This is a genomic window from Streptomyces sp. NPDC085460 (assembly GCF_044541975.1).
Taxonomy (GTDB): domain Bacteria; phylum Actinomycetota; class Actinomycetes; order Streptomycetales; family Streptomycetaceae; genus Streptomyces.
The window spans coordinates 645,275-658,902 of sequence record NZ_JBITTO010000003.1 but is presented as its reverse complement, the minus strand read 5'-3'; the positions used below and the strand labels follow the sequence as shown (position 1 = coordinate 658,902).

The following is a 13,628-nucleotide window of genomic DNA, read 5'->3' as shown; positions in this document are numbered from 1 at the left end:
ACGGCCCCGGACCGCCCGGCGGGCTCAGCTCATCAGGGGCAGCAGCGCCGCCAGGTCGGCGCGCTCGCCGCTGGCGGCGATGCGGGCCGCGTCCAGCTCGGCCGCCCAGTCGGTACGCCCGGTGGCCAGGCGGATCCAGGTCAGCGGGTCCGTCTCGACGACGTTCGGCGGAGTGCCCCGGGTGTGCCGGGGGCCCTCCACGCACTGGACGACCGCGTACGGCGGGATCCGGACCTCCACCGCGCCGCCCGGGGCCTTCGCCGCGAGCGCGTCCGCGAGCAGCCGGGTGCAGGCCGCGAGCGCCTGCCGGTCGTAGGGGATCTCCGTACCGGTCGCGGCGGCGAGGTCGTCGGTGTGGACGACCAGCTCGACGGTCCGGGTGACGAGGTGGTCGGCGAGCGTCATGGCGCCGAAACGGGTCGGCAGCAGCCGCTCCCCGTCCGCGCCGGCCAGCGCCTTCGCGAAATCGTCCGCCACGCGCGCGTAGAGCCCGGGAAGGTCGGCCGCGTCGAGGGCCCGCACGTCCTCGTCGATCGTCGCGGCGCCGGTCGCGGTGGCCAGGGGCCAGTCGAGCAGGGCGAGTTCACGGCGGGCGGGTTCGGGCCCGGCCAGACCGCGGACGACCGTGCCGAGCGCCATCGTGAGGTGTGCGGCCAGTTCCCGCACCGTCCAGGTCCCGAGCCGGGTGGGCCGGTCGAGCGCCTCCGGCGGGAGGGCGAGCACCGCGTCCCGTACGTGCCCGAACTGGGCGGTGACGGCGGCCCGGATCTTGTCGGGGTCGTAGCTGCGGGGGCGTTTCCTGGCGGGTGGCATGGCCCGAGGCTAGCGCCGAGACTTGAGGAAGGGGGAACACCCCTCAGGAAAGGCAGTGGCGGGACCATGACCCATCACGAGCACCCCGACGCGGCTGTCGTACGCCGGGGCTACGAAGCGTTCGCCGCCGGCGACATGGAGACGCTCGCCTCCCTGATGACCGGCGACTGCACGCACCACTCGCCCGGCGAGAGCCGGATGTCCGGGCACTTCAAGGGCAGGGACAACGTCCTGGACCACTACGGGCAGCTCGCCGAACTGACCGACGGCACGTTCCGGGTGGAGCTGAAGGGCGTCTACCCGGACGGCAGGGGCCATGTGATGTCCGTCCACCGGTGGCACGGAGACCGGGGCGACCGGGGCATCGAGATGGACGGCGGCCTCTTCTTCACCCTCATCGGCGGCAAGATCTCCGACATCGACGAGTGCGTGGCGGACATCCCCGAATCGGACGCCTTCTGGGGCACCGCCTAGCCGCCCGGCCGCCGCCCGCTCAGACCCCCGGCCGCCTAGCGCGGGCAGTCCTCCCGGGCCGCCACCGTGAAGGTCTCGCCGTTCCGGGGGACGCCGACGCCCCGCCAGACGAACGGGATGCCGGAGGCGGTGTCCAGGTCCGGGCCGTCCATCAGGTGGAAGTGGACGTGCGGCTCCGTGGAGTTGCCGGAGTTCCCGCAGGCGGCGAGCGGCTGCCCGGCCGTGACCCGGTCGCCTGCGGCCACCCGCAGCGAGCCGCGCCGCAGATGGGCGTAGACGGCGTACGTACCGTCTCCCAGGTCGAGGACGAGGTGGTTGCCGGTGACCCGGCGGGGCCCGGCCACCGCCCGTACCGCCGACTCGACGAGCAGCAGGTAGGCGAGGGCGGGCAGCGAGGCCCGGCCGAGGTGGTCGCGCTGCCGGTCCTCGGCGTGGACGACGGTGCCGTCCGCGACCGCGAGCAGCGGGGCGCCGAAGGCGGGGTACGCGTCGGGGCGGCGGGCGAGCGGGGCGAGGGCCGCGAAGGCCGGCCGGGGCCGGTCCGGGTCCTCGGCGACGATGTCGACGGCGTACGCCTGCCCGTAGGCGCGGGTGCCGTGGCTGGGCACGCGGTCGGCGGGGCTGTTGAGCGCCGACCAGGTGCCGCCGACCGGCGGATCGATCTCCACCGGCTCGGCGGGGGCGCGGGCGGCGGCGCGGCGGGCGGTCACGGAGAGGCCCGTGCCGAGCGCGGCCGCGGCGAGGAAGGGCAGCCAGCCGACCCAGTACGGGTAGGGCGGTTCGACCACGACCGAGACGAGGGCCTGGACGACGAAGAGCGCCCAGAGCAGCCGGTGCAGCACGGCGCAGGTCTTGCGGGCCTTGCGGGTCTTCCGCGCGGACGTCATGCGGGTACCTCCGGGGCGGGTCAGCGGCGGGCGGCGGCGAGGACGACGAGCAGGGGGACGACGCGCTCGGCGGGCACCTCGTGCCGGCCCCGGCCGCCGGGGCGGAGCCAGCCGGCCGCGGTCAGCTGGCGCAGGTGGTGGTAGATCTGGCCCGTCGTGCCGAGGTCCGCGAGTTCGGACAGCTCGGCCGCCGTGCGCCGGCCGCCGAGGATCTCGCGCAGCAGCCGAAGCCGTACGGCGTGGCCGAGCGCGGCGAGCGCCTCGACCGGTCCCTCGTCGTCCAGGACGTCCTCGGTGAGGGCGCCGGTCTGCCACTCGTACCGCTCCCCGGTGGGCAGGCGTACGGCTCCGGTGAAGAGGACGCCGCCGTCGGCGGCCTCGGCCCCGGCCGCGGCCAGGCGGTCCTTCCAGCCGTCGAGCGCCCAGAAGTCGCCCTCGTACGCGGCGGCCGGCGGGTTCGCGCCGGCGGACTCCAGCGCGGCGACCCGCGCTTCCAGTGCGGCGACCCGCTCCTCGATCTCCATGCCTCCGAGATTACGTCATCACGTAATTCCGTACAACGCGGTACGGAAAAACCCCCGCCCGAGCGGAGCGGGGGTTTCTCCTACGGCGTGGACTCAGGCCAGCAGACCCGGAATCGTCGCCTCGTGCGCGCTGCGCAGCTCCTCCAGGGAGAGCGTGAACTCGCCCTGGACGTCGACCGCGTCGCCGTCGACGACACCGATGCGGGTCGCCGGCAGGCCACGGGCGCCGCACATGTCGGTGAAGCGGAGCTCCTCGCTGCGCGGGACGGCGACGACCGCGCGGCCCGCCGACTCCGAGAAGAGGAACGTGAAGGCGTCCAGGCCCTCGGGGACGACCAGGCGCGCGCCGTTCCCGCCGCGCAGGCAGGACTCGACGACCGCCTGCACGAGACCGCCGTCGGACAGGTCGTGCGCCGCGTCGATCATGCCGTCGCGGGAGCCCGAGATCAGGATCTCGCCGAGCAGCTTCTCCCGGTCGAGGTCCACGGCCGGCGGCATGCCGCCGAGGTGCTGGTGGATCACCTCGGACCAGGCCGAACCGCCGAACTCCTCCTTGGTGTCGCCGAGCAGGTAGAGGAGCTGGCCCTCTTCCGCGAAGGCGATCGGGGTGCGGCGGTTGACGTCGTCGATCACACCGAGGACGGCCACGACGGGCGTCGGGTGGATCGCGACCTCACCGGTCTGGTTGTACAGCGAGACGTTGCCGCCGGTGACCGGGGTGCCCAGCTGGAAGCAGCCGTCCGCGAGACCACGGGTGGCCTCGGCGAACTGCCACATCACGGCCGGGTCCTCGGGCGAGCCGAAGTTCAGGCAGTCCGAGATGGCGAGCGGCTTGGCACCCGAGGCGGCGACGTTGCGGTACGCCTCCGCCAGCGCGAGCTGCGCGCCGGTGTACGGGTCGAGCTTGGCGTACCGGCCGTTGCCGTCGGTCGCCATGGCCACGCCGAGGTTGGTCTCCTCGTCGATGCGGACCATGCCCGCGTCCTCGGGCTGCGCCAGGACCGTGTTGCCCTGCACGAACCGGTCGTACTGGTCCGTGATCCAGGACTTCGACGCCTGGTTCGGGGAGGAGACGAGCCTGAGGACCTGGTCCTTCAGCTCGGCGCCGTCCTGCGGCCGGGGCAGCTTGCCGGCGTCGTCGGCCTGGAGCGCGTCCTGCCACTCCGGGCGGGCGTACGGCCGGTGGTAGACCGGGCCCTCGTGGGCGACCGTGCGCGGCGGCACGTCGACGATCTGCTCGCCGTGCCAGAAGATCTCCAGGCGCTCGCCCTCGGTGACCTCACCGATGACGACCGCGATGACGTCCCACTTCTCGCAGATCTCCAGGAAGCGGTCGACGTGCTGCGGCTCGACGATCGCGCACATCCGCTCCTGCGACTCGCTCATGAGGATCTCCTCGGGCGAGAGCGTCGCGTCGCGCAGGTGCACCTTGTCGAGGTCCACGCGCATGCCGCCGGAACCGGCGGAGGCCAGCTCGGAGGTGGCGCAGGAGAGCCCGGCGCCGCCGAGGTCCTGGATGCCCGCGACGAGCTTCTCCTGGAAGATCTCCAGGGTGCACTCGATGAGGAGCTTCTCCTGGAACGGGTCGCCGACCTGGACCGCGGGGCGCTTGGTGGGCTTGGTGTCGTCGAAGGTCTCGGACGCGAGGACCGAGACGCCGCCGATGCCGTCGCCGCCCGTGCGGGCGCCGTACAGGATGACCTTGTTGCCGGGGCCCGACGCCTTGGCGAGGTGGATGTCCTCGTGCTTCATCACGCCGATGCAGCCGGCGTTGACCAGCGGGTTGCCCTGGTAGCAGGAGTCAAAGACGACCTCGCCGCCGATGTTGGGCAGGCCCAGGCAGTTGCCGTAGCCGCCGATGCCGGCGACGACACCGGGCAGCACGCGCTTGGTGTCGGGGTGGTCGGCCGCGCCGAAGCGCAGCGGGTCGACGACCGCGACCGGGCGGGCGCCCATGGCGAGGATGTCGCGGACGATGCCGCCGACGCCGGTGGCCGCGCCCTGGTAGGGCTCGATGTACGAGGGGTGGTTGTGCGACTCGACCTTGAAGGTGACCGCGTACCCCTGGCCGACGTCGACGACGCCCGCGTTCTCGCCGATGCCGACCAGCATGGCGTCGTTCTCGGGGGTCTTCTCGCCGAACTGCTTCAGGTGGACCTTGCTGCTCTTGTAGGAGCAGTGCTCGGACCACATGACCGAGTACATGGCGAGCTCGGCGCCGGTGGGACGGCGGCCGAGGATCTCGCGGATGCGCGCGTACTCGTCCTCCTTGAGGCCGAGCTCCTTCCAGGGCTGCTCGCTGTCCGGCGTCTCGCTCGCGTGCTTGACGGTGTCGAGGCTCATCAGGCGTTGACCAGCTTCTTGAGGATCGAGGTGAAGAAACCGAGACCGTCCGTCTTGCCGGTGCCGATCAGCGGTTCGACGGCGTGCTCGGGGTGCGGCATGAGGCCGACCACGTTGCCCGCGGCGTTGGTGATGCCCGCGATGTCGCGGAGCGAGCCGTTGGGGTTCATGTCCAGGTAGCGGAAGGCCACCCGCCCCTCGGCCTCCAGCTCGTCGAGCACGCGCTCGTCGGCGACGTACCGGCCGTCCATGTTCTTGAGCGGGACCTCGATCTCCTGGCCCGCGGTGTAGTCCGAGGTCCAGGCGGTCTCCGCGTTCTCCACCCGCAGCTTCTGGTCGCGGCAGATGAAGTGGAGGTGATTGTTGCGCAGCATCGCGCCCGGCAGCAGATGGGCCTCGGTGAGGATCTGGAAGCCGTTGCAGATGCCGAGGACCGGCATGCCGGCCTTCGCCTGCTCGATGATGGTCTCCATCACCGGCGAGAAGCGGGAGATGGCGCCCGCCCGCAGGTAGTCGCCGTACGAGAAGCCGCCGGCGAGGACGACCGCGTCGACCTGCTTGAGGTCCTTGTCGCGGTGCCACAGCGAGACCGGCTCGGCGCCCGCGAGGCGGGCGGCGCGGAGCGCGTCCTGGTCGTCGAGCGTGCCGGGGAAGGTGACGACGCCGATGCGAGCGGTCACGACTCGACCTTCACGACGAAGTCTTCGATCACGGTGTTGGCGAGGAAGGTTTCGGCCATCTCATGGATGCGGGCGAGGGCGGCGTCGTCGACCGGTCCCTCCACCTCCAGCTCGAAGCGCTTCCCCTGACGGACGTCGGCGATTCCGGCGAACCCGAGGCGGGGCAGTGCACGCTGCACCGCCTGTCCCTGCGGGTCGAGGATCTCCGGCTTGAGCATGACGTCGACTACGACGCGTGCCACTGGCACTCCCGGTGGTGTGTTGCGTGGGCGGTTCCCTCAGCGTACCTGCCTCCAAATTCTACGCGGGTAGAGATCTGAAGGATCCTCCAAATGCCCAGGCCGGAAGCCGCCCCCGGCGAAGATCCACCCCAAACCCCCCACACCCCCGCCCGCACATGAAATGCGAGTGAAATATCGGGCTCCTCAATGCCCCGGGACACGCTGAGACAATTGCCAGGGCTTCACAATGCGAGCCCCATCGCTGTACAAAGGAATCCAGAGGAAAACAGCATTGTCCCCGGGCAGTCAGCGGCCTGGTGTCACCGCACGTCAGAGGCGCACCCATAGCCTTGGGCAGGTGGCGGGCCACAGGAAAGGACCGATATCCGTGGCGCAGCGAGTGGTGGTCACCCTCTCCGACGACATCGACGGCGGAGAAGCGGCGGAAACGGTCGCGTTCGGTCTCGACGGGAAGATGTACGAGATCGACCTGAATGCTGCCAATGCAAAGAAACTCCGCAAGGCCCTCGCGCCCTACCTCGCGGCCGGGCGGAAGCAGACGGGCAAGGCGGCTGCCGGTGTGACCGGAACCACCGTCGCGTTCAAGCACACCGCCCTCGCCCCCGATCCGGCGGCCGTCCGGGCCTGGGCCCAGTCCAACAAGATGGACGTGCCGGCCCGGGGCCGCATCCCCAAGCGGGTCTACGAGGCGTTCCGCGAAGCGAGCTGACGGGCGGCCGGCGGCGGGGTGCGACAGCGGGCCGGGGCGGGGCGCGACGGCGACCTCCGGAGCCGATTTGCAAACCACCCCCCATGATCCGCTAGAGTCTGGAACACGCCGAGGGGCGAGGCCGAAAAAGCCGAACCCCCAGCAGCGTGCGGGTGTAGTTCAGTAGTAGAACGTCCCCCTTCCAGGGGGAAGGCGCAGTGTGCGATCCCTGTCACCCGCTCTGCATCACGGTTACCGACCACTCCGGTGGATCAGGTACAGTGGTGCTCGCACCGACCAGTGAGAGCTGGTCGGGAGCAATGCGGACGTGGCTCAGTTGGTAGAGCATCACCTTGCCAAGGTGAGGGTCGCGAGTTCGAATCTCGTCGTCCGCTCAGGGTTGAAGGCCCCGGTTCATCGAACCGGGGCCTTCGTCGTTCTTCCGTCTTTTCCGCCGCTCATGACATTTGTCAGTCGGAGGTGCTGACAGCGAGCACTGTCCTTCCCCCTTTACGGACGGGAGGCTGGAGCCATGACAGCTGAAGCCCCCACACCGGCCATCGAGGCGACCGACCTGAGCCGCACCTACGGCGGCGGTTTCGAAGCGGTGCGCGGCATCTCGCTCACCGTGCCCCGGGGCGAGATCTTCGCCCTCCTCGGCACCAACGGCGCCGGCAAGACCTCCACCGTCGAACTCCTGGAGGGCCTCGCCGCCCCGACCGGCGGCACCGCCCGCGTCCTCGGCCACGACCCGTACCGGGAACGCTCCGCCGTCCGCCCGCGCATCGGCGTCATGCTCCAGGAGGGCGGCTTCCCCTCCGACCTCACCGTCGCCGAGACCGTACGCATGTGGGCCGGCGTCACCAGCGGCGCCCGCCCCGCCGGCGAAGCCCTCGCCGCCGTCGGCCTCACCGGCCGCGAGAAGGTGCGGATCAAGCAGCTGTCCGGCGGCGAGCGCCGCCGCCTCGACCTCGCCTGCGCCCTCCTCGGCCGCCCCGAGGTCCTCTTCCTCGACGAGCCCACCACCGGCCTCGACGCCGAGGGCCGCCGCGACACCTGGGAACTCGTCCGCTCCCTGCGCGCCCAGGGCACCACCGTCCTCCTCACCACGCACTACCTGGAGGAGGCCGAGACGCTCGCCGACCGGCTCGCGATCATGCACGCCGGCCGGATCGTCCTCTCCGGCACCCCCGCCGAGGTCACCGCCGCACAGCCCGCCCGGATCCGCTTCACGCTCCCCGCCGGCGTACCGGCCGCCCGGCTGCCGCTCGGCCTGAAGGCCGCCGCCGACGGCGACCGGATCGAGATCCGCACCCACGCCCTCCAGGACGACCTCACCGGACTCCTCGACTGGGCCCGCGACCACGACATCCGGCTCGACGGGCTCGACGCCCGCTCCGCCTCCCTCGAAGAGGCGTTCCTCGACATCGCCTCCCGCACGGAGGACACCCCCGCCGGCCCGAAGGAGACCGTGAACCGATGAGCGCCACCGCCCCCACCACCGGACGGCCGTCCACCACCCTCACCCGGCTCGCCGCCCTCGGCCGCGCCGAACTCACCCTCCTCGGCCGCAACCGCAACAACCTCTTCATCGCCGCCGCCATGCCGCTGCTGATGATCTTCCTGCTGCGGTCCTCCCTCAAGGGCATCGACGAGGCCACCCTCGGCATCTCCCTCGGCTCCGCCACCCTCATCGGCGGCACCGGCATGGTCCTGCTGCTCGTCGTCTACATGAGCCTCACCTCCAGCCTCGTCGCCCGCCGCGAGGAACTCGTCCTCAAGCGGCTGCGCACCGGCGAGGCCACCGACACCGAGATCCTCACCGGCGCCGCCCTGCCCGCCACCGCCATCGCCCTGCTCCAGTGCGCGATCCTCACCATCGGCGGCTTCACGCTCCTCGGCGCCGACGCCCCCGCCCGCCCCGACCTGCTCGTCCTCGGCCTCGCCGCCATGATCGCGCTGCTCGCCGGGCTCGCCGCCCTCACCACCACCATCACCAGGACCGTCGAGAGCGCGGGCCTCACCACCCTGCCGCTCTTCCTCGTCTCCTCCTTCGGCTCCGGCCTCTTCGTCCCCCGCGACGCCCTGCCCGGCATGGCCGCCGACCTCGCCCAGCTCCTCCCGCTCAGCGGCGCCATGGAGTTCGTCCGGGCCGGCTGGCTCGGCACCGCCGACGCGGGCAGCCTGCTCACCGCCGCGCTCAATACAGTGGCCTGGGGCGTCCTGACGGCGTGGGCGGTCCGCCGCTGGTTCCGCTGGGAGCCCCGGCGCTAGCGGAACCGGAGGGAACGGATCGGATGCCCACGATGACGGGATGGTGGTCGCGGCGCAGCGTCGCCGGGAAGGTCGAGCTGTACACGCGGTGGACCTTCCACCTCATGGCGCCCGTCGAGCTGGTCGCGCTCGGCGGGCTCCCGCTCAGCCGCGACGAGGACAGCGGGCTCGGCACGGCCGGCGTGATCGGCCTCCTCCTGTGGATCCTGCTCCACTGCGGGCTCTGCGTGACGCTCGCCTCGCGGGCCTTCGACCACACCAGCGGCACCCGGCCGCGGCCGGTCCGGCTCGCCGTCGTCCTCGCCGCCGCCACCGCCGCGGCCGACCTCGCGATCGCCGTGCTGTGGGCGACCGGCGCGCTGCCCGACGCCTCGGTGAACGCCGGCGTCATCGTCGTCACCTCGATCTTCACCGCCGGCGCGCTCGTCCTCTGCCTGGACCGGGTACGGGAGATGGCGTGCGCCGTCCTCGCCACCGCCGTGGCCGCCGCGCTGCCGCTCGCCGTCACGGGCCACGGCCTGCCGGTGTCCGTGGCCACCCTCGTCGGCATCCTCATCGGAGGCGGTGGCTACGCCGCCGCCTGCGGCTTCTCCTCCTGGCTGCTCGGCGTCGTCCAGGAACTGGAGCGCTCCCGCGACCTCAAGGCCCGGCTCGCCGTCGCCGAGGAACGGCTCCGCTTCGGCCGCGACCTGCACGACGTCATGGGCCGCAACCTCTCGGTCATCGCGCTCAAGAGCGAGCTCGCCGTCCAGCTCGCCCGGCGTGGCCGGCCCGAGAGCGTCGACCAGATGGTCGAGGTCCAGCGGATCGCCCAGGAGTCCCAGCGGGAGGTCCGGGAGGTCGTCCGCGGCTACCGGGAGGCCGACCTCCGGGTCGAGCTGGAGGGCGCCCGCGGTGTCCTCGACGCCGCCGGCATCGACTGCGCCGTCGACGCGCCCGCCCTCGACCTCCCCGCCGGAGTGCAGTCCGCGCTCGGCTGGGTCGTCCGCGAGACCACCACCAACGTGCTGCGGCACGGCGACGCCCGCCGCTGCGCGATCACCCTGCGGCGGACGGCGGACGCGGTGCTGCTCACCGTGGAGAACGACGGGGCGGCGGTACGGGACGGGGCCGGCGGCCCCGGACGTACCGGCTCCGGCCTCGCCGGGCTCCGCGAACGGCTCGGGGCGGTGGGCGGCACCCTGGAGGCCGGCTTCGCGGATCCGCAGTCCTTCCGCGTCACCGCCCGGGTGTCGCTGGCCGTGCCGGAGACCACCGGCAACCGACAGGAGAAGGAGACGGTCGCGTGACCGAGCCCGTACGCGTCCTGCTCGCCGACGACGAGCACCTGATCCGGGGCGCGCTCGCCGCCCTGCTCGCCCTGGAGGACGACCTCGTCGTCGTCGCCGAGGCCGCGACCGGACCCGAGGCGCTCGCCATGGCCCGCGCCCACCGGCCCGACGTGGCCGTCCTCGACCTCCAGATGCCAGGGGCGGACGGTGTGACGGTGGCCACATCGATCCGGGATGAACTCCCGGACTGCCGCACGATGATCGTGACCAGCCACGGCCGCCCCGGGCACCTCAAGCGGGCCCTCGCGGCGGGCGTCCGCGGCTTCGCCCCGAAGACCGTCAGCGCCCAGCGGCTGGCCGAGCTGATCCGTACCGTGCACGCCGGAAACCGTTACGTGGACCCGGAGTTGGCGGCCGACGCGATCGCCGCCGGGGACTCCCCGCTGACCGCGCGCGAGGCCGAGGTGCTCGAACTCGCCGCCGACGGCGCCCCCGTCACGGAGATCGCCCGGCGGGCCGCGCTCTCCCCCGGCACGGTCCGGAACTACCTCTCCTCCGCCGCCGCGAAGCTCGGTGCGGAGAACCGTCACGCGGCCGTGCGTCTCGCCCGGTCGAAAGGTTGGGTATAGTTAGCAGCGCGCTACGGCGCATGCGGACGTGGCTCAGTTGGTAGAGCATCACCTTGCCAAGGTGAGGGTCGCGAGTTCGAATCTCGTCGTCCGCTCAGAGTCGAAGGCCCCGGTTCATCGAACCGGGGCCTTCGTCGTGTCCACGGGACGCGGTCGGCGCCGCCGTACGGGCCCGGGTCGGGGCCCGTACGGGACGGGGTCGCGTCGGCTAGAAGCTGTCGGACCAGGACTGGCCGGTCAGCAGCTCGTACGCCTCCAGGTACTTGGCGCGGGTGGCGTCCACGATCTCCTGCGGGAGCGCCGGCGGCGGCTGCTCGCTCTTGCGGTCCCAGCCCGAGGCCGGCGAGGTCAGCCAGTCCCGGACGAACTGCTTGTCGTACGAGGGCTGGGCCCGGCCCGGCTGCCACTGGTCGGCCGGCCAGAAGCGGGAGGAGTCCGGGGTCAGGACCTCGTCGGCGAGGACCAGCGTGTCGCCCTTGAAGCCGAACTCGAACTTGGTGTCGGCGAGGATGATGCCCCGCTCGCGCGCGATGTCCCGGGCCCGGCCGTAGACGGCGAGGGTGGTCTGGCGCAGCAGGGCGGCGGTCTCGGCGCCGACCTCGCGGGCCACCTCCTCGTACGAGACGTTCTCGTCGTGGTCGCCGACGGCGGCCTTGGTCGCCGGGGTGAAGATCGGCGCGGGCAGCTCGGAGCCGTCGGTGAGCCCCTCGGGAAGGGCGAGGCCGCAGACCGTGCGGGACGCGTCGTACTCGACCAGGCCGGAGCCGGTGAGGTAGCCGCGCGCGACGCACTCGACCGGGACCATGTCGAGGGACGTGCAGACGAGGGTGCGGCCCGCCCAGTCGGCGGGGGCGCCGGCCGGCAGCTCGGTGGAGAGGACGTGGTTCGGCGCCAGGTCGGAGAGCTGGTCGAACCACCACAGGGAGAGCTGCGTGAGGACGCGGCCCTTGTCCGGGATCTCGGTGGGGAGCACCCAGTCGTACGCGGACATGCGGTCGCTCGCCACCATCACGAGCTCGCCCGCCCCGTTCCGGTACAGGTCGCGCACCTTGCCCGTGTGCAGGTGGGTCAGGCCCGGGACCTCGACGGGCTCGGGCTTTTCTACGAATCCGGACACGGTTCCTCCGCGTAGGTTGATCCAGGAACGGTCCGATTCTCTCGCACGCGCGACCGGGCCCGCCGACCGGGGCGGCGCGCCCGGGTCAGTCCCTCTTACAGATCCGGTCGAGGAGGTTGGCGGTGGCGCGCTGCACCCGGGTGTCGACATGGCCCGGCCGGTCCAGCGCCGGTGACCAGGCGAAGGTGCCGGAGGCGAAGACCCAGGCCCCCGAGGGCGCCCGGTAGAGGCTGGTCTCCTGGTGGCGCAGCGCGCCGTCGCCGTCGCGGTAGGGCGAGTGGGCGAGCAGGATGCGGCTGTCGTGCTCGGGGAGCGCGGTGCGCGGGAAGTAGCGGTCGGCCTCGCCGGCGACCAGGCCGGGGAGTTCGTCGCCGTCGCCGGCGCCGGTCGCCTCCCAGAGCCAGTGCTCCGCGTTCCGCACGACGAGCGGGTGCGGTTCGGGCACCCGGCCGGCGTACTGGATGCCGAGGAGCTGCTGCTCGGGGCGGTCCACCTCGCGCCAGAGCGCGGGGCGGCCGGGGCCGCGGCGCTTGCGGCAGGTGAGCAGCCGGTCCGGCACGCCGGACGGCGAGGGGCCGAGCTCCACGTGCCAGTACATGGTGTTGGCGGAGAGGAAGACGAGCGAGGTGCCCTGGTCGCGGGCGCGCTCGGCGGCCCGGCGCATCGGGGCCGACCAGTACTCGTCGTGGCCGGGGAAGACCAGGCCCCGGTAGCGGGTCGGGTCGACCCGGCCGGCGTGCAGGTCGCGGGTCTCGGCGTAGGCGAGGTCGTAGCCGTACCGCTCCGCCCAGCGGATGAAGTCGTAGGCGTGGCCGACGTGCAGGGGCAGCCCCGCGCCCGCGTACGGCCGGTCGAAGGAGACGGTGGTCGCCGCCTCCTCCTCGCCGAGCAGCCGGCCCTCCTCGTCCCAGGCGTGGTAGAGGCTGGCGCCGGTGCGGCCGTCCTCCGGGTACAGGTTGTACGCCTGCCAGGTCACGTCCGGGAGGACGAGGAGGAGGTCCGCCGGGTGGGAGTCGCGGACCGTGAAGGGGATGTGGGAGCGGTAGCCGTCGGCGGTCGTGAGGACGGCGACGTACGCGCCGATCGACCAGTAGCTCGGCACCTGGAGCCGCCACGACTGCCACCAGTGGTGGCAGGAGACCGTGCGGTCTGCGGTGAGCGGGGGCGGCTGGACGATCCCGGAGAGCCGCGGACTCGTGGTGATCTTCGCGGCGCCGTCACCGCCGTAGTGACCGATCCGGTAGACGTCGACCGAGAACGGCTGCGGCGGGTCCACGGTGACGTGGAAGTCGATCGACTCGCCGGGCGCCACCGCGCCGCCGGAGGCGAAGCCCTTGATCTGGCGGCGCATGTCGTCGGCGGTGCGGGGGCCGCCCGCGCCGCCGCCGGCCAGGGTCTCGTCGGCGTACCAGGGGACCAGCTGTCCCGTGTCGTCGAAGTAGTTCTCCGAACCGCGCAGCCAGGGCAGCGGGCCCTGGCCGAAGGGATCGGAGACCGCGTGCGCCAGCGCGCCCGACTCCCATCGCCTGATCTGTTCCGCCCCCATCGACGCGCCCCTCCTCGACTCCCCCGGTCAGTGCCGCCGGCTCCTGCCCGCGGACGGTGCCCCTGCGTGGTGCCCCGCCGCGGTGCCTCTGTGCGGTGCCCCGATGCGGTGCCTCTGTCAGTGCCGGTCTCCAGCACATC

General features: G+C 72.5%; 14 protein-coding genes and 3 tRNA genes. 9 read left to right on the top strand and 8 right to left on the bottom strand.

Annotation, left to right across the window (positions count from 1 at the left end; translation table 11 throughout):
- Positions 1 to 24: 24 nt before the first annotated feature.
- Entirely contained in the window at positions 25 to 813 is a 789-nt protein-coding gene (locus tag ACIGHB_RS10895) for a sterol carrier family protein (protein ID WP_399911537.1), read from the bottom strand.
- Positions 814 to 879: 66 nt separating this feature from the next.
- Here ACIGHB_RS10895 and ACIGHB_RS10890 point away from each other — a divergent pair, with 66 nt between their 5' ends.
- Positions 880 to 1,287 carry a nuclear transport factor 2 family protein gene (locus tag ACIGHB_RS10890; RefSeq protein ID WP_360319068.1) on the top strand — a complete coding sequence of 136 codons (408 nt, stop codon included), beginning with the start codon at positions 880 to 882 and terminating at the stop codon, positions 1,285 to 1,287.
- Positions 1,288 to 1,322: 35 nt separating this feature from the next.
- Here the strand turns inward: ACIGHB_RS10890 and ACIGHB_RS10885 are convergent, their stop codons facing one another.
- The 5 genes from ACIGHB_RS10885 to purS all read right to left on the bottom strand — a co-directional run bounded on the left by ACIGHB_RS10885 (position 1,323) and on the right by purS (position 5,963).
- Positions 1,323 to 2,174 (bottom strand): M23 family metallopeptidase, encoded by an 852-nt coding sequence (locus ACIGHB_RS10885; RefSeq protein WP_399911534.1) that lies wholly within the window; start codon positions 2,172 to 2,174, stop codon positions 1,323 to 1,325.
- 20 nt (positions 2,175 to 2,194) lie between these two features.
- Positions 2,195 to 2,698, bottom strand: coding sequence for a winged helix-turn-helix domain-containing protein (locus ACIGHB_RS10880; protein ID WP_360319064.1), 504 nt, complete (start codon positions 2,696 to 2,698; stop codon positions 2,195 to 2,197).
- A 93-nt stretch (positions 2,699 to 2,791) separates the two neighbouring features.
- Positions 2,792 to 5,041, bottom strand: a complete 2,250-nt coding sequence (gene purL, locus ACIGHB_RS10875) for a phosphoribosylformylglycinamidine synthase subunit PurL (RefSeq protein WP_360319062.1) — start codon at positions 5,039 to 5,041, stop codon at positions 2,792 to 2,794.
- Positions 5,041 to 5,721 carry a phosphoribosylformylglycinamidine synthase subunit PurQ gene (purQ, locus tag ACIGHB_RS10870; protein ID WP_360319060.1) on the bottom strand — a complete coding sequence of 227 codons (681 nt, stop codon included), beginning with the start codon at positions 5,719 to 5,721 and terminating at the stop codon, positions 5,041 to 5,043. The genes purL and purQ overlap by 1 nt, the downstream gene beginning before the upstream one ends.
- Positions 5,718 to 5,963, bottom strand: a complete 246-nt coding sequence (purS, locus tag ACIGHB_RS10865) for a phosphoribosylformylglycinamidine synthase subunit PurS (protein ID WP_015035032.1) — start codon at positions 5,961 to 5,963, stop codon at positions 5,718 to 5,720. Before purS ends, purQ begins: the two co-directional genes overlap by 4 nt.
- Before the next feature lie 367 nt (positions 5,964 to 6,330).
- Between purS and ACIGHB_RS10860 the strand changes: the two genes are divergently transcribed.
- The 8 genes from ACIGHB_RS10860 to ACIGHB_RS10825 all read left to right on the top strand — a co-directional run bounded on the left by ACIGHB_RS10860 (position 6,331) and on the right by ACIGHB_RS10825 (position 10,920).
- Positions 6,331 to 6,672, top strand: coding sequence for an Lsr2 family protein (locus ACIGHB_RS10860; RefSeq protein WP_360319058.1), 342 nt, complete (start codon positions 6,331 to 6,333; stop codon positions 6,670 to 6,672).
- Positions 6,673 to 6,820: 148 nt separating this feature from the next.
- A tRNA-Gly gene (locus ACIGHB_RS10855) sits at positions 6,821 to 6,892 on the top strand.
- Between the two features lie 81 nt (positions 6,893 to 6,973).
- Positions 6,974 to 7,046 (top strand) — tRNA-Gly (locus ACIGHB_RS10850).
- 137 nt (positions 7,047 to 7,183) lie between these two features.
- On the top strand, positions 7,184 to 8,134 hold the full coding sequence (locus ACIGHB_RS10845) for an ABC transporter ATP-binding protein (protein ID WP_388875082.1): 951 nt from the start codon (positions 7,184 to 7,186) through the stop codon (positions 8,132 to 8,134).
- Entirely contained in the window at positions 8,131 to 8,925 is a 795-nt protein-coding gene (locus ACIGHB_RS10840; protein WP_399911528.1) for an ABC transporter permease, read from the top strand. Before ACIGHB_RS10845 ends, ACIGHB_RS10840 begins: the two co-directional genes overlap by 4 nt.
- Positions 8,926 to 8,948: 23 nt before the next feature.
- Complete coding sequence (locus tag ACIGHB_RS10835; protein WP_360319052.1) at positions 8,949 to 10,214, top strand: histidine kinase; 1,266 nt, start codon at positions 8,949 to 8,951, stop codon at positions 10,212 to 10,214.
- Positions 10,211 to 10,825 carry a response regulator transcription factor gene (locus ACIGHB_RS10830; RefSeq protein ID WP_031011447.1) on the top strand — a complete coding sequence of 205 codons (615 nt, stop codon included), beginning with the start codon at positions 10,211 to 10,213 and terminating at the stop codon, positions 10,823 to 10,825. Before ACIGHB_RS10835 ends, ACIGHB_RS10830 begins: the two co-directional genes overlap by 4 nt.
- Positions 10,826 to 10,847: 22 nt before the next feature.
- Positions 10,848 to 10,920: transfer RNA gene (locus tag ACIGHB_RS10825), tRNA-Gly, on the top strand.
- Positions 10,921 to 11,033: 113 nt separating this feature from the next.
- On the opposite strand, the gene ACIGHB_RS10820 is transcribed toward ACIGHB_RS10825, so the two are convergent.
- Both ACIGHB_RS10820 and ACIGHB_RS10815 read right to left on the bottom strand, forming a co-directional pair.
- The gene (locus tag ACIGHB_RS10820) at positions 11,034 to 11,942 is read right to left on the bottom strand and encodes a phosphoribosylaminoimidazolesuccinocarboxamide synthase (protein ID WP_399911524.1); all 909 of its coding nucleotides are present in this window, start codon (positions 11,940 to 11,942) and stop codon (positions 11,034 to 11,036) included.
- A gap of 85 nt (positions 11,943 to 12,027) precedes the next feature.
- A complete protein-coding gene (locus tag ACIGHB_RS10815) occupies positions 12,028 to 13,488 on the bottom strand; it encodes a N,N-dimethylformamidase beta subunit family domain-containing protein (RefSeq protein ID WP_360319048.1) in 1,461 nt (486 codons plus the stop codon).
- Between the last annotated feature and the right edge of the window lie 140 nt (positions 13,489 to 13,628).